This window comes from Streptomyces sp. NPDC060232 (genome assembly GCF_042726555.1).
GTDB lineage: Bacteria > Actinomycetota > Actinomycetes > Streptomycetales > Streptomycetaceae > Streptomyces.
Window position 1 is genome coordinate 1 of sequence record NZ_JBHXAG010000025.1, and the last position, 21,269, is coordinate 21,269.

The window sequence follows — 21,269 nt, forward strand, 5'->3', positions numbered from 1 at the left end:
GGCGTTGCGGCGTCCGGCACCGCCGCTTCCGGCGTTGTCGTCAGTCGCCGACGCTCCGCGTCGACTCCCTCCTCCGCCTTGGATTCGACGGCACCGGACGCCGCACCTTCTCCCGCACCGGAACTCCAGACAGGACCTGCCGCGTCAGGCGACGTTCGCCCCGTCGCGGCGACCGGCACGCACTCCCGCCGCACCGGCCGAAAGCCACGTACGTCCCGTACGAGCGCGTCCGGCCCGGCACGCCGAGAGCACGCACCGGTCGCCGCTCCCTGATCCGGCCTGATCCCAAAGACACAGCATGAGCGCTCGGAGCGCGCACTCCGCGGGCGGGACGTACGGTGATGCCGATGTCGCCGACCGTTGTCGTCGTTCCCGCCGCGGAGGTACACGAGATGCGTACGGTCCAAGGGGCCGCCCTCGACGGGCTCAAGGCCCGGGTACGGGCCCTCGCGGTACGGACCGGGCTGCCGGTGCGGTCCCCGCGGGGCGAGCCCCGCCCGCACGGCGGGCCGGCCGTCCGGCCGCGCCCCACGGAACGGCCCGGCCGGTCACCCCGGGACGGAGCGCCGCTCGCGGACCCCGGGCCGGCCGTGCCGCCGCCCGGCGCGGAGGACCCCGGCCGGCGGACACCCGTAGGGGAACCGCTGCGCAGGACCTCCGCCGCCCGGCCGGCCGGTCCCGCCGCGGCCCTCGCGCCCGCCGGGACCCCCACTGCCGCGACCACCGTGTTCGCCTCCCTCGGCGCCCTGCTCACCGCCGCCGCCCGGCCGCGGCCCCCGCGCCGGTGGCCGGGCGAGGTGCGCGCCTCCGCCGCCGCGCTCCGCGCCCTGCGCGCACGCCACGGGGACGCGCCCGCGCTCGTACGCACGCGGTCCGGGCAGACGGTGCTCGTCCTCCTCGACCCGCAGGACCTGCGCCGCTTCTACGCCGAACCGGTCAGCGTCCTCGCGGCCGACCCGCCCTGGAAGTGCCGGGGCCTGAGCACGCACGAGGCCGGCCGGGACGGCGACGGCCCCGGCTGCGCGCGTGGTGAACCGCGCCCCGACCGGCGGCGGATGAGCGCCGACGTGCTGGCCGCGGGCCTGCCCGTGCACCCCGCCGCCGGCCCGATCCTCACCGTCGTCGCCGAAGAAGCCCGGCACCTGAGCGCCACCGGCACCCTCGAACTCCTCCGCGCCCGGCACGCCGTGAGCCGGGCCGCCCGCCGGATCGTGCTCGGCGACCCGGCCGCCGAGGACGACGAACTCGCCGGATGGCTCACCCAGCTGCGGGCCGGGGACGGGCGCCTGCGCGGCGGCCGGACACGCGCCGCGCGTTCGGTGCACGACAAGACTCGCGCACGCATCCGCGCGTACGTCCGGCACGCGGGCGACGACACCCTCGCCGGCCGGGCCGCCCGCCACGCCGGCCCCGTCGACACCACCGACCCCGACGGCGCCGTCGACCCCGCCGACGAGGCCCGGCTCTGGCTCCTGGCGATGGACGCCGTGCCCGACACCCTGCTGCGCACGCTCCTCCTGCTGGGCGCGCACCCCTGCGAACAGGACGCGGCCGCCGCCGAAGCCGCCGCCGAGGCCGCCGCCGGTCCGGGCCGGGGTGAACTGCCCAGGCTGCGGGCCTGCGTCCGTGAGTCGCTGCGCCTGTACCCGGTGGTGCCGGACCTGATCCGCGTCACCCGCGGCGAGACCGAATGGCGGGGAGTGCGCCACCCGGCCGGCACGGCCGTGCTCCTGCCCGCCGCGTTCCACCAGCGCGACCCCGAACGGGTCCCGGCCGCCCATGTCTTCGTACCGGGCCGGTGGAAGAACCCCGGCGCCGACCGGGACATCCGGATGGCGCCCTTCAGCCACGGCGGCGGCCGCTGCCCCGGCGACCAGCTCGGGCTGATGATCACTGCGGCCTTCTGCGCCGAGGTGCTGCGCGGGCACCGGATCACGGGCACCCGGCCGGTCCTGGACCCGGTCGGGCCACTGCCCGTGACACTCGCCCCGCACGGTGTCCGGCTCACCCTCACCCGCCGCTGACGACGCCTCCCCGCCGGCCCCGCCACACGCACCGCCTGCCCTGCCCTCCACACCCCCAGATCCCTGCCGAACCCCACGAGGAACCCATGTCCGACGCCGCGACCTCCGCGTCCACCGCCCCGGACGCCGACCAGCTCGACGCCCCGTGCCGCGCCCTTGCCGAGGCCGCCGACGCGGTCGGCGAGGCCGCCCGCTACGCCTCCGGCCTGGCCTTCGGAACCCGCCTGCCCGCCGCGGCGCTGGCCAAGGGAGGCTGCAGCAGGCGCGGTTGGCGCACCCTGCTGCGTACCCTCACCGACCCGGCGGGCCTCGGCTGGGCCGCGCGCGGCCGGGGCGCGGCCCGCGCCGGCCGTCTCGCGGGGGTCCTGGCCGGCCGGGAGAGCCTCGCCGTCAGCATCGCCGTCTGCGGGCTCAAGGCCAGGATCCGGGCCGCGAGCGCGGACCGTCCCGAACTCCTGGAGGACGCCGGCACCGCTGCGGTCCTGCGGGCCGTGGAGGCCGGCCGCCAGGCCGAGGCCGTCAGCCTGTTCCGCCGCATCATGCGCGAGCGGGGAGCCGAGCACGCCTTCTCCCTGCTGACGCCGTCGTTCGCCGACATCCTCGCCTGGCACGCCCTGACCGACGCGAACCCCTTCAACGACCACGCCGGCTGGCAGGTCGCCACCGGCCGGGCCGAGACCGCCCGGCCGCTCCTCGGACTCGGCGCCGCCCTGTGGGCCTTCTGCGGCCGCGGCTCCGGGCTGCCCGTCCGGCCCCCGGCGGGGCCGGCCCCCGAGCGCGGGCCCGTCCGGCGCCGGATCGCCGACCGGCCGCCCCGGACGCACCGGCCCCCTCGCCCGGCAGCACGGCCCCCGGGCGGGAGCCTGCACGACCACGCCGCCGCGCTGCGCACGCACGCGGGCCGGCTGCGCGGGGCCGCGGCCTGGTCACCGGGATGGCAGGGTCGGGACACCGAAGCCCTGCGCGCCGAGGTCGAGGGCCTCGCCGCCCGCTGTGCGACGGCGGCGGGCGGCCTCGCCCTCGCCGCCGCCCAACTGCGCGTCCCGTGACGGCCGGAGTACGAGGACGGCAGGGGCTGCAGGACCAGGGACGGCAGCAGGACGCAGCCCCGCCCGACGACCGGGATGACCGCCGAGAGCGGTCACGGTGACGTTCCCTCAGTTCTCGGGGGTGCAGAGCCGGCGCAGCGCGGCCAGGGCCCGTTCGGTGACTTCCTCCGGGGAGCCGGACACGTCGACCGCGACGCCGAGTTCGTCGTCCTGGAGCGGCTCCAGCGTGGCGAACTGCGATTGCAGCAGGGTGGTGGGCATGAAGTGGCCCTTGCGCGCCGCCATCCGCTCCTCGATCAGCGGGCGTTCACCGGTGAGGTGCACGAAGACGGCCCGGGGGGCCGCGGCGCGCAGCCGGTCGCGGTAGGCGCGCTTGAGCGAGGACGCGGCGATCACACCGCCGCACGTCCCGGCGCGGTTGCGGATCCATTCGCCCACGGCGTCCAGCCAGGGCCACCGGTCCGCGTCGTCCAGCGGGTGGCCGGCCGCCATCTTGGCGACGTTGGCCGCCGGGTGGAAGGCGTCGCCCTCGGCGTAGGGAAGTCCGAGCCGTTCCGCGAGCAGCCGGCCCACGGTCGTCTTGCCCGTGCCGGCCACGCCCATCACCACAATGACGCGCTGGGTGCTCACGTCCACCTCGCTGTCCTCGTCGACATCGGTTCGCGCTCGTAGGACACCACTGAAGCGCATTAAGTACTACGTATTCAAGTCTTGCGTCGAAGACATCACATCTTTTGTCGGAGTGGGTGCCACCGTACGCTTGCGCCATGACCACCGAAGGCGCCGAAACCGGTCCGGGACCGGGCCTGCACTCCCACGTGCTGGACACCATCGGCCTCGCGATCACTGCAGGCGAGTACCCGCCCGGCAGCATCCTGCGCACGGACGAGATCGCCGAACGCTTCGACGCCTCCCGCACCGTGGTGCGCGAGGTCGTCCGCGTCCTGGAGTCGATGCACCTGGTCGAGTCCCGCCGCCGGGTCGGTGTCACCGTGCGCCCCGCCGACGCGTGGAACGTCTACGACCCCCGGGTGATCCGCTGGCGGCTGGCCGGCCCCGACCGGCCCCGGCAGCTGCGCTCCCTCACCGTGCTGCGCTCCGCGATCGAACCGGTGGCGGCCGGACTCGCCGCGACCCTGGCCACACCCCAGCACTGCGCCGACCTCACCGCGGCGGCCCTCGGCATGGTCCGCACCTCGCGCGGCCACCAGCTCGACGACTACCTGCGGTACGACATCGCCTTCCACCGCGTGGTGCTGGACGCCTCCGGGAACGAGATGTTCGCCCGGCTCGGGGACGTCGTCGCGGAAGTCCTGACGGGGCGTACCGAACACGAGGTGATGTTCCACGACCCCGACCCCGCCGCCGTCACCCTGCACGTCCAGGTGGCCGAAGCGGTCCGCGAGGGCGACGCCGCCCGGGCCGAGGCACTGACCCGGCGGATCGCGGTGGGCGCGCTGGAGGAACTGGACGTCCTGCTCGCCCCGTAGGCGGCATCGTCCGCCCCGCAGGCGCAGTGGATCCTCCGCAGTGGATCTTCGCAACGGATCACCGGGAACCGCTCCGAGCGTCCGGGATAATGTCCGCGAACGGCACAAGCAGTGAAGGACGCCGCGCCGCATGGCGGTCCGGCAGGAGAGGGAGCCCCCGATGGACGTGCAGCACTTCGAGCGGATCACCGCTTTCATCGAGGCGCGGCTCACCCCGCTGTTCGACGAGGCGACGGGAAGCGAGCACGGCTTCTCGATGGACGACACCTCCCGCGCCCTGCGCGCGTTGCGCAACTCCGTCCTGGAGGCCTCGGCCGTCAAGGGCCTCATCGAGAAGCGGGAAGCCGCCGAGCCGGCCATGCGCCGCGTGATCGACCAGTCCGTCGAGCACAACTGGGACGTGCTGCGCGGTATCGCCCGCCAGTGGGAGGACCACGCCGACTTCCGCCACGAGTTCAAGCACCACGCCTGGGAGCTCGACCACCACCACGCCGCGGCGCAGGCCTGACCCCGCCGGACGCCGTCGCACGGTGCTCCCCGCACCGTGCGACGTGGCGTACCTCCCGCCGGCCGCGGCGGGCGGACATCACGCCCCGGGTTCCGCCGACTTGCGCGGCGTGATCTGCTGGACCGCCCAGCCGTTGCCGTCCGGGTCCGAGAAGTAGACGAACGAGCCCCACGGCAGGTCCTGGATCTCCGTCACCTCGACTCCCCGGCCGCGCAGGTCCTCGTAGGCCTCCTCGATGTCGGTGACGACCACCTGCATGTTGTCGAGGGATCCGGGGGTCATCCGGGTGAGGCCCCTGCCGATCGCGATCGAGCAGGCCGACCCCGGCGGGGTCAGCTGTACGAAGCGGATGTCCTCGCTGACGGTGACGTCGTGGTCGGCGTTGAAGCCGATCTTCTCGTAGAAGGCCTTGGCCCGGTCGACATCGGTGACGGGCACGGCGACGAGTTCCAGTTTGATGTCCATCACAGCATCATGCGCCCCGGACCGGTGTCGCGCCGTCGGATTCCGTGCCGGCGGGCGTGTCCGCCGCGGCGAACTGCGTGCGGTACAGCTCCTCGTACCGGCCGCCCGCGGCCAGCAGCCCGGTGTGCGTGCCCCGTTCGACGATCCGGCCGTTCTCGACCACGAGGATCAGGTCGGCCGCCTGCACGGTCGACAGCCGGTGCGCGATGACCACGGCGGTCCGGCCCGCCAGGGCCTCGCCCAAAGCCTCCTGCACCGCCGCCTCCGACGTGGAGTCCAGGTGCGCGGTGGCCTCGTCGAGGACCACGACCCGCTGCCGTGCCAGCAGCAGCCGGGCGATCGTCAGCCGCTGCCGCTCACCGCCCGACAGCCGGTAGCCGCGCTCACCGACCACCGTGTCCAGACCGTCCGGCAGTGAGGCGACCAGACCGTCCAGCCGGGACCTGCGCAGGGCCTCCCAGACGTCCTCCTCGGTGGCGTCCGGGCGGGCCAGCAGCAGGTTGGCCCGTACCGACTCGTGGAAGAGGTGCCCGTCCTGGGTGACCATGCCGAGCGTCTCGCGGATCGAGTCGGCCGTCAGGTCCCGTACGTCGACCCCGCCGAGCCGGACCGCGCCCGCGTCGGCGTCGTACAACCGCGGCAGCAGCTGCGCGATGGTCGACTTGCCGGCGCCGGACGAGCCCACCAGTGCGATCATCTGGCCGGGCTCGGCGCGGAAGGACACCTCGTGCAGGACCTGCGTACCGCCCCGGCCGTCGAGGACGGCGACCTCCTCCAGGGACGCGAGGGAGACCTTGTCGGCGGCCGGGTAGCCGAAGGACACCCGGTCGAACTCGACGGCCACCGGCCCCTCCGGCACCCGGCGGGCGTCCGGCTTCTGCGCGATGAGGGGCTTCAGGTCGAGGATCTCGAAGACCCGCTCGAAGCTCACCAGCGCACTCATCACCTCGACGCGGGCCCCGGCGAGAGCGGTCAGCGGGGCGTACAGCCGGGTCAGGAGCAGGGCGAGCGCGACGACGGAACCGGCGTCCAGGGTCCCGCGCAGGGCGTAGTACCCGCCGAGTCCGTAGACCAGCGCCAAGGCCAGCGCCGAGACCAGGGTGAGGGCCGTGATGAACGCCGACTGGGCCATCGCCGTACGGATCCCGATGTCCCGTACCCGTGCCGCCCGGACCGCGAACTCCGCGGACTCGTCGGCGGGCCGGCCGAACAGCTTGACCAGCGTCGCGCCGGGCGCCGAGAAGCGTTCGGTCATCTGGGTGCCCATCGCGGCGTTCAGCGCCGAGGCCTCCCGCTGCATCGCCGCCATCCGGGCCCCCATCCGGCGGGCCGGCAGGACGAACACGGGCAGCAGCACCAGCGCCAGCAGGGTGATCTGCCAGGAGATGCTCAGCATCACGGCGAGGGTCAGCAGCAGGGTCACGGTGTTGGCGACCACGCCCGACAGGGTGTTGCTGAACGCCCGCTGGGCGCCGATGACGTCGTTGTTGAGGCGGCTGACGAGGGCGCCGGTCCGGGTCCGCGTGAAGAAGGCCACCGGCATCCGCTGCACGTGGTCGAAGACCGCCGTCCGCAGATCCAGGATCAGCCCCTCGCCGAGGGTGGCGGAGAGCCGGCGGGCCAGCAGTCCCAGCCCCGCCTCCGCGACCGCGATCAGCGCGATGAGGAGGGCGAGCCGTGTCACCGTGGCGCCGTCCCGGCCGTCCACGATGGCGGTGACGACCCGGCTGGCGAGCACCGGCGTGGCCACCGCCAGCAGGGCCGTCACCACACTCAGCAGGAGGAAGAGAACGAGCCCGCGGCGGTGCGGGCGGGCGAACGCGGCCACGCGGCGCAGACCTGCCCGGGAGAGAGGGCGACGGTCCTGCTGGGCGTTGATCGCGCTGTGCAGCGAGGTCCAAGCGGTGACTTCCATGTCCATGACCCGAACGCTAGGACCTCAACCAAAGTAGAGGTCAAGGGTTCGGCTCCCCGACCCCTCGACCGGGGGACGGGGGCCATGGGACGGGCTGCCGGACAACTCCGTTGGACAGACGGCGATTACGAAGGCTCCTTTCGTTGTCGGTGCCCGGTGGCATCATCGGTCCATGACGCAGGGATCCGAGTCCGTCCGCTTCACCAAGGGCGCCACAGACACCGTGCTGCACCACTTCGAACGCTGGGCGCGCGACACACCCGAAGCACCCGCCCTCATCGCCGGTACGAAGAACCGGCTGTGCTACGCGGTGCTCGACGCCCGCGCCAACCGGCTGGCGCACCATCTGCTCGCCTGCGGCCTGCCGCCGGGCGGTCTCGTCGCCATCGGCACCGCCCAGCCCGCCGAACTCGTCGTCGGCATCCTCGCCGTCCTGAAGGCCGGCGGGGTCTACGCCGTCGTCGACGCCGAGACGCCCCGCACCGGCCGCCAACAGCTCGCCGCACTCAGGCCCTTGACCCCCTTCGCACTTCTCACCCACAAGCCCCACCAGGCCGCCCTCGACACCGCCGCGGGCCTGCGCGCGATCCTGACCGACGACGACGCCACCGAGATCGCCGCCCGGCCCGCCCACGCGCCCGACCTCACGGAGGCGGCCGACGGAGCCGCCAGGCCGGCCGGCGCGGCCGTCCTGTTCACGGCGAGCGCCGAACCGCGCCCCGTGCCCGTCGGCCACGCCCTGCTGCTCGCCGCCCACGAGGGCTGGACCGAGCTGGCCCGCCCGACCCCGCAGGACCGGCACCTCATCACCGCCCGGCCGGACGTCACCGCCTTCGCCGCCGGCTGGACCCGGGCCCTGTGCACGGGCGGTGTTCTCGTCCTGCCCCCGGGGCCCTCCTGGCCGTCCGCGTACCCGCAGCAGGTCCGCACGGCGGTCGACCTCCAGGAGGTCACCGTCGTGCACACGGATCCGGCCGGCATCGCCGCGCTCGTGGTCGACGGCCCCCGGCCCACCGCCGCGGACCGCAGGGGCGGCCCCCGGCCCCTGCGCTCGCTGCGGCTGGCCACCGTCACCGGCGACCGTCTGTTCCTCGACGAACTGGACGCTCTGCACACCCGGTTGCGCCCCGGCGTACGCATCCTCAACGTCTACGGCCTCACCGAGACCGCCGGAGTGGGCACCTGCTTCGAACTCCCGCAGCTGCCGGCCCCCGTCGGTGAACCGGAACGCCTCTCCCTGCTGGGTACCCCCTTCGCGGGATGCCAGGTCCGCCTGCGGGGCGGGGAGATACACCTCACCCCGCCCGGCGGCGGTGACGCGATACCCACCGGCGACCTCGGCGTACCCCGCCCCGACGGCCTGCTGGAGTACGCCGGCCGGATCCGGGACCGGATCCCCCTCCACGGAGGCTCCTTCGACCCCCACGCCGTCGAGGCGGCGATCCGCACCCATCCGGGCATCGGCGCGGCGATCGTCGCAGGCGTCGAGAAGGACGGGGAGCGCCGGCTCGTCGCCTACGTGTCCCCGCCGCCCGGCGACCCGGCCTGGGACGCCTCCGCGCCACTGCCCGAGATTCACGGCCTGCGCAACCACCTGGCCGGCGTCGTCCTCAAGGAGGTGTCCCCGACCGTCCTCATCCGGCTCCGCGCCCTGCCGCGCAACCGGGGCGGCCAGGAGGACCGCGCGGCCCTGCCACTGCCCACCCAGCCCGTCTCCGAGCGGCCCGCCGTCCACGGGAGCAAGTTCAGCCGGGCGTCCGCCGGCGTCGCGGACCCGGACGGCGGCCGAGTCGTCGCCGCCGGGTGCATGACCTTCGTCCTGGGCTTCCTCACCCTGCTGCTCACCCCCGTCCTGTGGCCCGGTTCCACCGACCTCTCCGTGGTGCCCCAGCCGTGGGCGGCCCTGTTCTTCCTCCTCTACGTGGCGGAGAGCCTGGCCTTCGGCGCGGGCCTCGCGTTCCTGTTCACCGGGTACCGCCTGATCGAACGCCGGGAACGCGGCCGGCCCCCGAGCCGTGTCCGGACCGTCCACCTCGCGGCGAGCTACCTGCTGCTGGCCTGGTGGCCGCAGGACAACGCCTACCGGCTGGCGGCCAAACAGGACTGGCCCCTCCAGGCCCTCCTCGTCTACGCCTTCAACATCCCGCTGATGATCGCGGGCCTCATCCTGGCCGTCCACGTGGCCCGCAAACCGGACTCGCCCTTCGACTTCGAGGACAGGCACTAGGCCCTCCCGGCCCGCACGCCACCGGCGGCGTGCGGGCCCCGTCCGGCTGCGGCAGCCTCAGGGAGCGGCCGGCCCCGACGGGTCGAACATCGCGCCCACGGCCGCCGCCTCGGAGCGGACCAGCGCCTCGGCCGCGTCCAGCGCCTCCAGGCTGCGCGCGGCCACCAGCACACCCAGCCAGGGCGCCGGATCGAAGGCGGCCGTCGGGATCGCGGGGACGAACACCGCACCGAGTTCCGCGCACCCGCGGGCCAGGTCCGCGCACAGTTCGTCCAGCTGCGCCTCGGGCAGCCGCGCCCCGAGCTCCACCCGGTCGGCGATCCGTACGAGGTGCCCCGCGCCCCGCAGCACGTCGAGCCGGGCCGCCACCATGAAGGCGATCGACGGTCCGGTCAGCCGCAGGTTCGTCTCGGTCGGCGCGAGCCGCCCCCCGGCGTCCACGACGAAGTCCACGTCGAACCAGCCCCGGTAGCCGGACGCCGCCAGCTCCCGGCCCACCGCCGCACCGAAGGCGAGCAGCGGCTTGTGCGCCCACTCCGGCACGGCGCCGGGGCCCACCGTCGCTCCGCGGTAGGCACCCGCCGTCACGTCCATCAGCGCCGCGCCGACCTCGTGGACCTCGCCGGCCGGGTCCACGAAACCGTCGTACGTCAGGTCGCGGGCCGCGCCCGGATCCGCCGGAGCTTCGACGTACTCCTCCACCAGCAGCGGCCCGCGCGGCAGCCGCCGCAGGACGGCGCGGGCGCCGCCCGCGGCCCGGACCTGCCCGGCGGTGACCACGGTCGTTCCCGAACCGCCGACACCGTGCTCCGATTTCACAACGGTGCTCTCGCCGTCCCGTGCCCGTGCCGCCAGCAGCCGGGCCGCCGCCCATCGGCCGCCTGCCCGTACCTGTGCCGGGAGCACGATCTGAGGATGCCCGCCGGCCGCCAGGATCCGCTCGAACAAGCCGTGCGCCGCGGCCTTCGACTCGTAGCGCAGCTCCCCGGACCGCCACGGCCGCCCCGCGAGCAGCCCGAACGGCCGCGTGAGCCCCCACGGTACGAGCGGCTCCCCGGCCCCGGTCAGCCGCGCGGCCAGCGCCGGCCGGGCCCGTACGGCCTCGACCAGCCCGGGCCCGTGTTCCACCAGGCCGTCGTACACCTCGACCCCGGTCCAGCCCAGCTGCCGGGAGACCAGCCCGGTCCAGCCGGCGGGCACCGCCCGGGGCAGTACCAGGGCGGACGGGTAGGGGCTGTAGAAGGCGGCCAGGCAGGAGTAGTGGTGTGCGGCGGACTGCCCGACGTCCAGGGAGGAGTCGCCGAACTGCGCGTTGAACTCCGCGACGTTGCCGACGTGCACGGCCCGCCCCCCGCCGGTCCAGGCCCGTGCCCAGTCGGCGAGCGGGGCCGGGGCCGCCTCGAACCGCACCAGGGTTCCCGCCTGCACCATCTGCCCCGTGGCCGTGGCCGTGGCCGTGGCCGGCGCCGCCTTCGCCGCCGTGGCCGGCACCGCGACCGCGCCCATCGCCCGGTAGAAGCCGGCCGCATGCGGATCCGAGTCGATGACCAGCCTGCGCACGCCGTGTTCCACGGCCCGGCGCAGCACGTCCCGGTACAGGACCCGCCCCACGCCCCGCCCGATGGCGGAGGGTTCCACGAAGAGCAGCCCGAGCGTCGCCAGCGGGGCGCCGCCCTCCAGGGAGGCGAGCCCGAGGACCGTCCCCTCCGGATCCTCGGCCACCACGATCCGGCGCGCCGTCACCTCGTCCGGCCGGATCCGCAGTTCCGGAGCGCACGCCGCCAGGAAACCGGCGTCGTACCCCCAGTGCGCCTTGGACCGCATCACCAGCCCGGTCAGGGCCTCCGCCTCGGCCGCCCGCGCGGCCCTGACCTTTACCATTCGCTGACCTCCCCATGGTCTGCCGGAAGGCCGTGCGATAGATTCGGCCTTCCCACGGAACGTATTTTCCCACCACCGGAGACAGGCTTCTCAATGAGCGACATCATCAACGGACTTGGCCGCACCAGCGCCTACGGCGCCCTCGGCCTGGTCCTGCTGATCCTCGGCATCGTCCTCGTGGACGTGCTGACGCCCGGGAAGCTCCCGAAGCAGATCTGGGAGGAGCGCAACCGCAACGCGGCCCTCTTCCTCAGCTCCGCGCTCCTCGGTATCGGCGGCATCGTCTTCACCTCGATCTGGACCACCTACGACGACTTCGGCAAGGGCCTGGCGTCGACGGCGGCCTTCGGCCTCCTCGGCCTGGTCCTGATGGCGGTCGCCTTCCTCGTGCTCGACCTGGCGACCCCGGGCAAGCTCGGCGCCATAGTCGTCGACCCGGAGCCCCACCCCGCGGTCTGGGTCTCCGCCGCCTGCAACCTCGCCGTCGCCGCGATCGTCGCCGCCTCGATCGCCTGACGCGGGAGCACCCGTACGCGTGGAGAGCGCCGCTCCGTCAGGGGAGCGGCGCTCTCTGCGTGCCGGTCGGCCAGCCCTACGGACACCCCCTACGCCAAGCCCAGCGCGAACGCCCCGTAGCCCGCGGCGAGGAGTCCGGCCACCGTGCGGCCGACCGCGCGGCGCAGAGGGCTCGCCCGCCGGCCCTCGGCCGGAGGTGCCTCGAACCTCCGCGCGTACCGCGCGATCACCACCAGCAGCCCCGCGAACACCGGCATCCACCCCACCCGCGCCACGATCCAGCCCAGGCTGTCCGGCGCCGTCGTCAGCCCGGCCAGCCCACCCGCGAACGAAGCGGGCACGGCCGCGGCCAGCAGGGCCGTCTGGTGCCAGCACAGGATCGTCATCGCGCACAGGTTGATCACCACCACCGGGGCCCACAGGGCCGGCCGGGCCAGCAGCCGCGCCAGCCGGTCCCGCAGCAGGATCGCCGCGCCCGACTGCGCCGAGGCCAGCGCGAGCACCAGCAGCGACGGCGGATGGGAGTTCGTCCGCGCCGCACCCGGCACCCCCACCATCGACGCCGGATAGTGGAACACCGCCAGCAGCGCCGTGAACAGCAGCGCCCCGCCGGCCAGCAGCAGCCAGGCCCCGCGCCGGCCGATACGCCGCTCGCCCCAGGACACCCCCAACTGGTACGCGAACAGCCAGCCCGGCAGGATGTTCAGCAGCGACAGCCAGGACGGTACGGACTGCGCGAGCGGCCCGTACCGCAGGAGGTCCACCACCGCGACCGAGGCGAGCAGCGGGGCCGCCGCCCAGCCGCCGAGCCGGCGCGCGGCCCGTACGCAGTACGGGGTCAGCGCGGTGACCGCCACGTACACCCCGACGAACCACAGAGGCTGGACGACCAGCTTCGCGCCGGTCCGCAGCGAGGCCTCCGGCACCCCGGCCGCGTACAGCACGGGCGCGGCCAGCGCCCACACCACCGTCACTCCCAGCACGGGCCGCCCCAGACGTACGATCCGGCCCTTCATCCAGGTGCCGGCCGACCCGGGGCGGCGCCGGTAGGAGAGCGCCGAGGCGTAGCCGCCGACGAGGAAGAAGATGCCCAGCATCTGGAGAACCCAGCTGACCGGTGCCAGCCCGCCGAAGGCCGACAGGGGGCTGGCGTTGTGCAGACCGCCGTCCGCGTCGAGCGTGAAGCCGCCGAGCAGCCAGTGGCCGGTGGGCACGGCCAGCAGAGCCAGGGCGCGCAGCCCGTCGACCGCCCGGTCACGGTGGCCGGGGGTCCGCCGCTCGATCCGTTCGGCGGCCTTCCGCAGCGGCGCCAGGACGGTGGAGGCGCTCATCGGGCCTCTCCCTTCGCGATCAGGGCGAACGCCGCGAGGGACTGCGTGCCGGGTGTGAAGTAGCCCGTGTGGCCACGTACGTCGGTGGCGGGCACCCGGCGGGCACCGAAGGCCGCGGAGGTGGGGTCGGCGCCGTGGCCGATCCCGGCGAAGCGGACGTTCGGGACGTCGGCGATCCAGTCCGAGGGGCCCCGGGCCGCCCAGACGCGTGCGCCGGTGCGCAGGGCGTCGGCGGTGTCCGCCCGCATGCCGGGAGACCCGAAGGCCACGATGTCCGCGGCGTCGGTGTGCCGGGCCGCCAGTCCGCAGACCACCGAGCCGTAGCTGTGGCAGAACAGCACGGGGTCGGGTGCGCCGACCGCGTCGAGACCGGCGGTGAAGCGGGCCAGCCGCGAGGCCCCGGCGGCGGCAAGCCGCCCGTCGGCCGCGTCGAGGCCCACGCCGACCGGGGTGGTGTACCCGGTCCACGCGATGACGGCCACCGAAGCGTCGGCTACCGAAGCGTCGGCCACCGAAGCGTCGGCCACCGAAACGCCGGTCGCCGATGCTCCGGCCGCCGTGCCGCCGGTCGCCGTGCGCAGGGCCCGGGCCATACCGGCCGGGCCGGTGTGCGGGCTGTGCCGGGCGTTGTGGGACGTGGCGTCGTTGTCGGAGCCGGGCACGATCACCGAGACGTGCGCGGCGTGCTCCAGGTCCCCGAAGACCTCGGCCACCTGGCCCCGGCCGCGCGGGTCGAAGGCCAGGATCCGCCGGTCCGCAGCGGCCAGGGGCGCGTACCGTGCCTCACCCGTGGCGGCGACGGCGAGCCGGTTGGCCTCGTACCGCAGGGGGAGCGGCGCCCCGTCGAGATTGCCCACCACCAGCGGGTGGGCCCGTACGAGTGCGGAGCGCGCCGCACCGTCCAGCCCGGCGAAGAACCGCGCCACCTCGTACGCCGTCGCCGTCGCCGGATCAGGCAGCGCCCGGCCGTACGCCGTGTCGGCCCGCCAGGCGGCGGTACCCGGCGGCGGCCCGGTGACGGCCGACTGGCTTTCGCCCGAGGCCCATCCGGCCGTCCCCCCGACGACGGTCACCGCCAGCGCGGCCATGACCAGCGTCCTTCCGAAGCGGCGCATTCCCCTTCTCCTCTCCTCGTGACGAGGGGGAAGGTAGGAAGAGGGCACCACCGCGTGCGTCGGACCGTGGAGCCAAGTCGTAGGTCATACCCCGGTAGGGGGTGGAGGAGACGGCCCGGCGTGAAGGGGGCGCCGCCGACGGGCAGACAGCGCGGGGCACTTGCTGGCATGGCCGTCGGACGGCGGCGACGGACCGCGCCACGACGAGGACGCCGAGGCGTACGTCCGCGTCACCCTGGAGACCGGCGCCGGGACCCGGCCCGACCGCGGGGGCGCTGTTCGGCGGCGGCCCGGCCGGCGGGCTCAGGTCGAGTCGCCCGGGCGTACCAGGCCCGCCTCGTAGGCGAAGACCACGGCCTGGGCCCGGTCCCGCAGGTCGAGCTTGGCCAGCACCCGCCCGATGTGCGTTTTCACCGTCTGCTCCGCCAGCACCAGGTGACCGGCGATCTCCTGGTTCGACAGACCCCGCGCGATCAGCTCCAACACCTCGGTCTCGCGCGGCGTCAGGCCGTTCAGCCGGAGCGCCGGGTCCTTGCGCGGCGCCGGCCGCTGCTGGACGAAGTCCGCGATCAGCCGCCGCGTCACCGACGGCGCGAGCAGCGCCTCGCCCGAGGCGACGACCCTGACCGCCGCGATCAGGTCGGCCGGCGGGGCGTCCTTGAGCAGGAAGCCGGAGGCCCCGGCGCGCAGCGCCTCGTACACGTAGTCGTCGATGTCGAAGGTGGTCAGCATCAGCACCCTCGGCCGGTGCACCACCCCGGGCGGCGGGCCGAGGATCTCCCGGGCCGCCGTCAGGCCGTCCATCTCCGGCATGCGTACGTCCATCAGCACCACGTCGGGGTGTGTGGAGCGGGACACCTGCACCCCCTGGCGCCCGTCGGGGGCTTCGCCCACCACGTCGATGTCGGCCTGCGCCGACAGCAGCGCCGCGAACCCCGCCCGCACCATGGCCTGGTCGTCGACGATGACCACGCGGATGGTCAACTGCGCTCCTCGTTCGTGTCGTTGGTGCCGTCCCCGTCGGCGGTCCCGGCACCGGCGTGCAACGGCAGGCGCGCGGCGACCCGGAAACCCCCGTCGGGCAGCGGCCCGGTGTCCAGGGTCCCGCCGGTCAACCGTACGCGCTCCCGCATCCCCACGAGACCGTGCCCCGTGCCCGGACCGTCCGGCTCCACCACCGCGTCCCGGGCCGCCGGACCGTTGACGACGAGTACGAGGACCTCGTCGTCGTCCACGGTGACCGACACCCGGGTGGGTGCGCCCGGCGCGTGCCGCACCACGTTGGCGAGGGCCTCCTGCACGATCCGGTACGCCGACAGGTCCACCGCGGGCGGCGCGGCCCGCGCCGCGCCGGCCGCCAGCGACAGCTCCACCGGCTGGCCGGCCCGTACGGTTGCCTCCACCAGCTGCTGCAGCCGGCCGATCCCCGGCTGCGGAGCCCGCTCGCCGTCGGCCCCGCCGCCCGTGTCGGCCGCGCCCGCGCCGCCGGCCCCGTCCGGGGCCCGCAGCACGGTCAGCAGCCGCCGCATCTCGCCGAGGGACTCCCGCGCACTCGCCGCGATCGCCGCGAACTCCTCCCGCACCGGCTCCGGCATCCCCGGCAGCCGGTAGGGCGCCGAATCGGCCTGCACGGTGATCACCGACATGTGGTGGGCCACCACGTCGTGCAACTCGCGTGCGATCCGGGCGCGTTCCTCCAGCAGGGTGCGCCGCGACCGCTCGGCCTCGCTGATGCTCTCCTGCTCGGCGATCCGCTGGCGCGCGTCGCCCAGACCGCGCAGCGCGCCCGTCAGGGCCAGCACGACGCCTCCGAGTACGAAGAGCAGCGCGGCGGTGTTCATGGTGTCCGCGGGCTGGGAGAAGCCGAGGACCGCACCGAGCACACCGGTCACCAGCCACACCCCGACCAGGGTCCGGATGGACTCGCGCAGACCGAGGCAGGCCATCAGTACCAGGTAGCCGATGACGGCCATGGGCGTCCACGGCCAGGAGTGTCCGGCGACCTTGTCGGCCTGGGTCAGCAGGGCCGCACCGAGGGTGTCCGCGACCAGGACGAGGAGCCAGGCCGGCAGCGGCCGGGTCACCGCGAGGAGCAGGGGAACCGTCTGCGCCACCCCGAGCGCGCCCGCCCAACCGCCGTCCATCCCGTAGTCGTCGGCCAGCACGACGATCGTCGTCGGCAGCAGCGAGACCACGACGATGCCGACCAGGACGTACGGAAGTGCCCGCTGCCAGGCCTTGGGAGCCTGCGCGAACAGCGGCTGCGCCGCACCGGCCGGGGTACGCAGGGCCGCGGCGAGCTGCGCCGGGGCGCCGGGCTCCCGGGCCGAGGCCGCAGGGGCAAGGGCCCCTGGCCCGGTCCCGCCGCCGGGCCGCCTGGCCGGTCGCCTGCCGAGTCTCCTGCCGGTCCGTTCGCGGGCTTGGTCGCTCATGATCGCCCCAGCCTATGCTCCGCCAGGCCCGGAAGGGCGCGGGGGTAGGCTGCTGCCCGGCAGTCGATCACGGGGGAGATGTTCGCATGGGCGGGGCGGCCGCGCTGGAGAAGCTCGTCCCGGTGCTGCTGGCCTTCGGCGGAGGTGTCCTCCTCGCGCGCCGCAAGGTCGTTCCGGCCGAGGCATCCAAGGTCTTCTCCGACTACGCCTTCCTCTTCGCCATGCCCTGCTACCTCTTCGGCAACATCTACGCCAGCGACCTCGCCGCCCTGTTCAACTGGCGGGCGATAGGCGGGTACGCGGCAGCCGCGGCGGTCGCCGTGGCGGTCGTGGCCCTGGCTGCGGTAGCCCGCGGCCGGCGCGAGCCCCGCGCCGTGGCACTGCGGGTGATGGCCGGAGTCCAGGTGAACACCGCCTACTTCGCCGTCCCCGTGTTCATCACCGTCTTCGGGACGGCCGCGCCGATCTTCCCGATCCTGCTCTTCCAGGTCTGCGTACTGTCCCTCGTCGTCATCGCCCTCATGGAACTGGGCCGCGCGGGCCCCGCCGAGGGCGGCCCGGGCCATCGCCTGTCCCGGGCCGTCGGGGCCTCGCTCGCCACCCCGCTGGTCCTCGCCTGCAACGCGGGGATCCTGCTCAACCTGCTGTCGGTGCGGGTCCCCGCCGTGGCCCTGGACGGAGCCGCCTTCGTCGGCAACAGCGCCTCGCCGGTCGCCCTGTTCGCCCTCGGCCTCCACCTCGGCGGCGCCGGCCTCCACCTGCGGGGCACGACGCGTGAGGAGTTGGCCCTGATCGGGTTCAAGTGCCTGGCGTTCCCGCTGCTGGCGTGGGCGGTGTGCGGGCTGCTGTTCGGGGTGCGGGGCGACTGGCTGGCGTACCTGGTCCTGATCGCGGCGATGCCGACCCCGCAGAACCTGTTCATCTTCGCCCAGCGCTACGACGTGGGCGTGGCCCTCTCCGCCTCGGTCGTGATCAAGACCTCGCTCGTGTCGCTGGTGCTGCTGCCCTTCTGGCTCCAGACGGTCGCCGCCTGAGCCCCCGCCTCCCGCCCGGCCGCGGTGTCGGCGTCTCGCGCCGCCGCGTACGCCGGCCCGTACGCCCGGCTGAGCTGCCGTACGGAACTCGCCCACGACAGGAGCCCAGCGGCGGCACGGCGAGCCGGCGGCAGCGGGTTCGTACCCCCGGGCGGGACCGGCTCGTTGCACCGGTATGGAACTGCCGACCATCGCGGCGCCGGGCGTCGGGGAACACGCCGATGCCGTGGCCGATGCCGCCTGCCACCTCTACGACACCGTCGCGCCCTGGGGGCCCGGGGCGCCGGGCGGGTGGAGCCGGACCGCGGCCGAGGACGCCGCCGAGGCGATCGAGACCACCGCCTGCGCCCTCGCCTCCGTCGCCCCGGGCGCCGAGGTGGTCCTCGCGCCCGTCCACGCGGCCCTGGCCGACCTGCGCCGCCGGCTCGGCCTCCCGCCCGCCGAACTGCTGGCCGGCGACGGGCTCCCGGCGGTCCCGCGCACGGTCGGCAACCCGCGCCGGACCCGGTGGGTGCGGGCCCGGGCCGTCACGGCGCCTTCGCCCCGGCAACCGCCTTCTCGTACAACTTCCTGATGTCCGTGCCGAAGTAGGAGCTGTAGGAGACGTCGGACTTGTCCCCGCCCGTCTTCCAGCCGCCGATCACGCCGACCACGTCGCCGGTCCCGGTGCGGCCGTCGAGCCGCAGCAGGAAGGGCCCGCCGCTGGTGCCGCCCGGGTATCCGGTGCAGGCGATGCGCAGGAACGAGCCCGGGATCCGGGCGTCGGTGCTGGTGTACTTCGTCGTCCGGTTGACGCACAGGCGCGGCCGGGCGGCGGTGGACGGGTGCCCGATCAGCGTGGCCCGGGCGTGCGCGTAACCGGCGCCCGTGACCAGTCGGTTGCCGCCGACCACGTCCTGCACCCGCTGCCCCTTCGCGCCGGGGCCCACCTGGGCGAAGGCCACGTCGAGGGCGGCCGCGCGGTTGACGCCCTGGGTGCGGTAGCGCTGGTCGATCCAGATCTTGGAGCGTCCGGCCGCCGTGCGCACCACCGGGAACATACCGAACGGCCGCGGTTTGGCCCGCGTGTACTGCGGTACGAAGGCCACCTGCCGGGTGTCGGCGCCGAGCAGGCAGTGCGCGGCGCTGATGACGAGGTTGCGGCCGGGGGAGGCGACCACGCTCGCGGTGCAGAAGTAGGATCCGCTGCCCTTGACGAGGAACATCCGGCCGACGACCGGGAGACCGCCGAAGTCCTGCCCGACGCCGGGGCCTGCGGCCGGGATCCGGGGGAGGGCCGGACGTACGGGCGCGGGCGCCGGAAGGATGCTCGGTGCCGGTGCCGGTGCCGGTGCCGGTGCCGGTTCCGGTTCCGGTTCCGGTGCCGATGTCTCCGTCGGAGTCGGAGCGGGCTCGGGCGTGGGCACGGCGGGGGTCGCGGGGGCCGTGGGGGACGGGGACGGCAGCGCCACCGGGAACGGTTGCAGCGGCCCGACCGGCGGGATCCGCACCGGGCCGGCGGGGGGCTGCGGTGCCACGCCCGGAACCGGGGGAACGGGCGGCAGGGGCCGGGCCGATGCCATCCGCTCGGGCGTCCAGTAGGACTCCGCCTCGTGCGCGCCCCAGCGGCCCACGGCCGCCGGAGCGGCCGCGGCGCTCCCCGCCCCGGCCGCGGGCAGCGGCCCCGCGGACACCAGCAGGGCGGCCGCCGCCGCGGCCACCGTCAACGTACGTCGCATGCCGGACACTCCCTAAACGGCCTGGGGGAAACGGAAGAGCCGGTCCGGATCGTGGCTGCGCCGGACCTCCTCCAGCCGGGCGAGGTTCGGGCCGTAGTAGGCCTCGCGCCAGCCGCTGAGCTTCGGGTCGGTGTAGTTCTGGTACGCCCGGCCGCTCGCCCACGGGCGCAGGTCCCGCCACAGCCCGTCGAGCCAGGCCTCGTGCCGGGCCACGTCGGCGGCCGCCGCGGTTTCGGGCCAGTAGACGAGGTACTGGGCCAGGAAGGCGCTGTCCCGGTGCGCGAAGGCGGTGTCGCCGACCGGGACCCGGTTCACGGCGCCGCCGCAGACCCCGTCGAACTGCACCACGGCCAGGCCGCCCCGCGGAGCGTCGGTCCCGTAGCGACGGACGGCGTCCAGGACCGTGCCGATCGCCGTGTCCGGCAGCCCCGAGCCGGCCCAGAAGTCGGAGCGGGCGGCGTAGGAGTCCCTCCCGAGCCGGCCCCGCGGGTCCCGGCCGGGCAGCGCGCCCGGCAGCCGGCACTCCGCGGCGCTCAGGTCCAGGCACCCCGACATGGCCCGCACCGTGTCCCCGTGGCTGCGTACGACGATCCAACTGTCCCGCGGCGCCGCGCCGACCAGGTCGGACAGCCGCGTCAACTCCCGTTCCAGCTCCTGGCGTCCGTCCAGGCACACCACCCGGACCGAGGGCACCGCGGCGGCCGCCGCCCCCGGCCCGGATCCCGAGCCGGCCTCGACCGTGAACTCGACCTGGCTCCAGAACGGGTCCGGCAGGCCGGCCAGCCAGCGCTGCCAGCCGCGCAGGACGCCCGCGGATCCGGCGTCCGGCCAGTGGAGTTCGGCGAAGGCGCAGTCGCCGACCGGGTGGGTGCGGAAGCGGAATTCGGTGACCACACCGAAGTTGCCGCCGCCACCCCCGCGCAGCGCCCAGAAGAGATCCGGATCCCGGTCGGCCGAGACCTCCCGGACGGTCCCGTCGGCGGTGACGACCCGCGCCCCGGTGAGCCGGTCCGCGGTGGTGCCGTACGCCCGCGAGGCCAGGCCGAGCCCGCCGCCGAGGGTGAGCCCGGCGATGCCGACGGAGGGGCACAGCCCGGTCGGGACGGACAGGCCCCGCCCGGCGAGGGCCGTGTGCACGTCACCGAGCCGGGCGCCCGCCCCGATCCGTACACCGTCCCCCTCGACCGCCACCGCCGCCATGGCTCCGGCGTCGACGACCAGGGCGCCGGTCCGGGTGGACCAGCCGGCGTAGCTGTGCCCGCCGCCGCGCGGCACCACCGGTACGGCCGCGCGGCGGGCGAAGTCCAGGCAGACGGAGACGTCCCCCGCGTGCGCGGGATAGGCGACCGCGGCCGGCGCGACGGCGTCGTAGCGGGGCTGGAACAGCCGCCGCGCCTCCGGGTAGTCGCGGTCCCCGGGAAGCACCAGCCGCCCGTCGATCCCGCGGGCCAGCGCGCCGTAGTCCGGGCTCCCGGCCGCCGCGCCGACGGTGGCGAGGACGGCCGCGGCCGCACCGCCGAGGACCTGGCGCCGATGGAGGCTCATACCTCCTTCCTGCCACCGT

At 75.1% G+C, this 21,269-nt stretch carries 18 protein-coding genes; 8 read left to right on the top strand and 10 right to left on the bottom strand.

Going from position 1 to position 21,269, the window contains the following annotated elements; all coding sequences use genetic code 11:
* Window positions 1–347: 347 nt before the first annotated feature.
* Both ACFWFZ_RS28790 and ACFWFZ_RS28795 read left to right on the top strand, forming a co-directional pair.
* Window positions 348–2,024, top strand: a complete 1,677-nt coding sequence (locus ACFWFZ_RS28790) for a cytochrome P450 (protein WP_387125897.1) — start codon at window positions 348–350, stop codon at window positions 2,022–2,024.
* 86 nt (window positions 2,025–2,110) lie between these two features.
* Window positions 2,111–3,073, top strand: coding sequence for a hypothetical protein (locus ACFWFZ_RS28795; protein ID WP_387125898.1), 963 nt, complete (start codon window positions 2,111–2,113; stop codon window positions 3,071–3,073).
* Window positions 3,074–3,181: 108 nt separating this feature from the next.
* Here the strand turns inward: ACFWFZ_RS28795 and ACFWFZ_RS28800 are convergent, their stop codons facing one another.
* Entirely contained in the window at window positions 3,182–3,703 is a 522-nt protein-coding gene (locus tag ACFWFZ_RS28800) for a gluconokinase (protein WP_387126022.1), read from the bottom strand.
* 137 nt (window positions 3,704–3,840) lie between these two features.
* Here ACFWFZ_RS28800 and ACFWFZ_RS28805 point away from each other — a divergent pair, with 137 nt between their 5' ends.
* Window positions 3,841–4,563, top strand: coding sequence for a FadR/GntR family transcriptional regulator (locus tag ACFWFZ_RS28805; protein ID WP_387125899.1), 723 nt, complete (start codon window positions 3,841–3,843; stop codon window positions 4,561–4,563).
* Between the two features lie 160 nt (window positions 4,564–4,723).
* Window positions 4,724–5,071: a hypothetical protein gene (locus tag ACFWFZ_RS28810; RefSeq protein ID WP_030037409.1), complete on the top strand. Its 348-nt coding sequence runs from the start codon at window positions 4,724–4,726 to the stop codon at window positions 5,069–5,071.
* A gap of 78 nt (window positions 5,072–5,149) precedes the next feature.
* Here ACFWFZ_RS28810 and ACFWFZ_RS28815 read toward each other — a convergent pair whose 3' ends face one another.
* Window positions 5,150–5,536 (bottom strand): VOC family protein, encoded by a 387-nt coding sequence (locus tag ACFWFZ_RS28815; protein WP_030037408.1) that lies wholly within the window; start codon window positions 5,534–5,536, stop codon window positions 5,150–5,152.
* Window positions 5,537–5,543: 7 nt separating this feature from the next.
* On the bottom strand, window positions 5,544–7,457 hold the full coding sequence (locus ACFWFZ_RS28820) for an ABC transporter ATP-binding protein (protein WP_387125900.1): 1,914 nt from the start codon (window positions 7,455–7,457) through the stop codon (window positions 5,544–5,546).
* Window positions 7,458–7,623: 166 nt separating this feature from the next.
* On the opposite strand from ACFWFZ_RS28820, the gene ACFWFZ_RS28825 reads away from it, so the two are divergent.
* Window positions 7,624–9,678, top strand: coding sequence for an AMP-binding protein (locus ACFWFZ_RS28825; RefSeq protein ID WP_387125901.1), 2,055 nt, complete (start codon window positions 7,624–7,626; stop codon window positions 9,676–9,678).
* 57 nt (window positions 9,679–9,735) lie between these two features.
* Here the strand turns inward: ACFWFZ_RS28825 and ACFWFZ_RS28830 are convergent, their stop codons facing one another.
* On the bottom strand, window positions 9,736–11,559 hold the full coding sequence (locus ACFWFZ_RS28830) for a GNAT family N-acetyltransferase (protein ID WP_387125902.1): 1,824 nt from the start codon (window positions 11,557–11,559) through the stop codon (window positions 9,736–9,738).
* A 93-nt stretch (window positions 11,560–11,652) separates the two neighbouring features.
* On the opposite strand from ACFWFZ_RS28830, the gene ACFWFZ_RS28835 reads away from it, so the two are divergent.
* Window positions 11,653–12,075 carry a DUF350 domain-containing protein gene (locus tag ACFWFZ_RS28835; RefSeq protein ID WP_387125903.1) on the top strand — a complete coding sequence of 141 codons (423 nt, stop codon included), beginning with the start codon at window positions 11,653–11,655 and terminating at the stop codon, window positions 12,073–12,075.
* A gap of 89 nt (window positions 12,076–12,164) precedes the next feature.
* Here the strand turns inward: ACFWFZ_RS28835 and ACFWFZ_RS28840 are convergent, their stop codons facing one another.
* The 4 genes from ACFWFZ_RS28840 to ACFWFZ_RS28855 form a co-directional block, all read right to left on the bottom strand.
* On the bottom strand, window positions 12,165–13,406 hold the full coding sequence (locus tag ACFWFZ_RS28840) for an acyltransferase (protein ID WP_387125904.1): 1,242 nt from the start codon (window positions 13,404–13,406) through the stop codon (window positions 12,165–12,167).
* On the bottom strand, window positions 13,403–14,521 hold the full coding sequence (locus ACFWFZ_RS28845; protein ID WP_387125905.1) for an alpha/beta hydrolase: 1,119 nt from the start codon (window positions 14,519–14,521) through the stop codon (window positions 13,403–13,405). Before ACFWFZ_RS28845 ends, ACFWFZ_RS28840 begins: the two co-directional genes overlap by 4 nt.
* A gap of 303 nt (window positions 14,522–14,824) precedes the next feature.
* Window positions 14,825–15,505, bottom strand: a complete 681-nt coding sequence (locus ACFWFZ_RS28850; protein WP_387125906.1) for a response regulator — start codon at window positions 15,503–15,505, stop codon at window positions 14,825–14,827.
* Window positions 15,502–16,953 carry a sensor histidine kinase gene (locus tag ACFWFZ_RS28855; protein WP_387125907.1) on the bottom strand — a complete coding sequence of 484 codons (1,452 nt, stop codon included), beginning with the start codon at window positions 16,951–16,953 and terminating at the stop codon, window positions 15,502–15,504. Before ACFWFZ_RS28855 ends, ACFWFZ_RS28850 begins: the two co-directional genes overlap by 4 nt.
* A gap of 86 nt (window positions 16,954–17,039) precedes the next feature.
* Between ACFWFZ_RS28855 and ACFWFZ_RS28860 the strand changes: the two genes are divergently transcribed.
* Both ACFWFZ_RS28860 and ACFWFZ_RS28865 read left to right on the top strand, forming a co-directional pair.
* Entirely contained in the window at window positions 17,040–17,987 is a 948-nt protein-coding gene (locus ACFWFZ_RS28860) for an AEC family transporter (RefSeq protein ID WP_387125908.1), read from the top strand.
* A gap of 175 nt (window positions 17,988–18,162) precedes the next feature.
* Window positions 18,163–18,561: a hypothetical protein gene (locus ACFWFZ_RS28865; protein ID WP_387125910.1), complete on the top strand. Its 399-nt coding sequence runs from the start codon at window positions 18,163–18,165 to the stop codon at window positions 18,559–18,561.
* Here the strand turns inward: ACFWFZ_RS28865 and ACFWFZ_RS28870 are convergent.
* Together ACFWFZ_RS28870 and ACFWFZ_RS28875 are read right to left on the bottom strand one after the other, a co-directional pair.
* Window positions 18,515–19,705: a hypothetical protein gene (locus ACFWFZ_RS28870; protein ID WP_387125911.1), complete on the bottom strand. Its 1,191-nt coding sequence runs from the start codon at window positions 19,703–19,705 to the stop codon at window positions 18,515–18,517. The two genes, ACFWFZ_RS28865 and ACFWFZ_RS28870, sit on opposite strands and share 47 nt — an antisense overlap.
* A 12-nt stretch (window positions 19,706–19,717) precedes the next feature.
* A complete protein-coding gene (locus ACFWFZ_RS28875; protein ID WP_387125912.1) occupies window positions 19,718–21,250 on the bottom strand; it encodes an FAD-binding oxidoreductase in 1,533 nt (510 codons plus the stop codon).
* Window positions 21,251–21,269 lie beyond the last annotated feature (19 nt).

Coding starts and splice junctions, on each gene's coding strand:
- ACFWFZ_RS28820 (WP_387125900.1), bottom strand. CDS start 7,457: ATGGACATGGAAGTCACCGCTTGGACCTCGCTGCACAGCGCGATCAAC.
- ACFWFZ_RS28805 (WP_387125899.1), top strand. CDS start 3,841: ATGACCACCGAAGGCGCCGAAACCGGTCCGGGACCGGGCCTGCACTCC.
- ACFWFZ_RS28830 (WP_387125902.1), bottom strand. CDS start 11,559: ATGGTAAAGGTCAGGGCCGCGCGGGCGGCCGAGGCGGAGGCCCTGACC.
- ACFWFZ_RS28870 (WP_387125911.1), bottom strand. CDS start 19,705: ATGCGACGTACGTTGACGGTGGCCGCGGCGGCGGCCGCCCTGCTGGTG.
- ACFWFZ_RS28795 (WP_387125898.1), top strand. CDS start 2,111: ATGTCCGACGCCGCGACCTCCGCGTCCACCGCCCCGGACGCCGACCAG.
- ACFWFZ_RS28790 (WP_387125897.1), top strand. CDS start 348: ATGTCGCCGACCGTTGTCGTCGTTCCCGCCGCGGAGGTACACGAGATG.
- ACFWFZ_RS28855 (WP_387125907.1), bottom strand. CDS start 16,953: ATGAGCGACCAAGCCCGCGAACGGACCGGCAGGAGACTCGGCAGGCGA.
- ACFWFZ_RS28810 (WP_030037409.1), top strand. CDS start 4,724: ATGGACGTGCAGCACTTCGAGCGGATCACCGCTTTCATCGAGGCGCGG.
- ACFWFZ_RS28835 (WP_387125903.1), top strand. CDS start 11,653: ATGAGCGACATCATCAACGGACTTGGCCGCACCAGCGCCTACGGCGCC.
- ACFWFZ_RS28860 (WP_387125908.1), top strand. CDS start 17,040: ATGGGCGGGGCGGCCGCGCTGGAGAAGCTCGTCCCGGTGCTGCTGGCC.
- ACFWFZ_RS28845 (WP_387125905.1), bottom strand. CDS start 14,521: ATGCGCCGCTTCGGAAGGACGCTGGTCATGGCCGCGCTGGCGGTGACC.
- ACFWFZ_RS28875 (WP_387125912.1), bottom strand. CDS start 21,250: ATGAGCCTCCATCGGCGCCAGGTCCTCGGCGGTGCGGCCGCGGCCGTC.
- ACFWFZ_RS28825 (WP_387125901.1), top strand. CDS start 7,624: ATGACGCAGGGATCCGAGTCCGTCCGCTTCACCAAGGGCGCCACAGAC.
- ACFWFZ_RS28865 (WP_387125910.1), top strand. CDS start 18,163: ATGGAACTGCCGACCATCGCGGCGCCGGGCGTCGGGGAACACGCCGAT.
- ACFWFZ_RS28840 (WP_387125904.1), bottom strand. CDS start 13,406: ATGAGCGCCTCCACCGTCCTGGCGCCGCTGCGGAAGGCCGCCGAACGG.
- ACFWFZ_RS28815 (WP_030037408.1), bottom strand. CDS start 5,536: ATGGACATCAAACTGGAACTCGTCGCCGTGCCCGTCACCGATGTCGAC.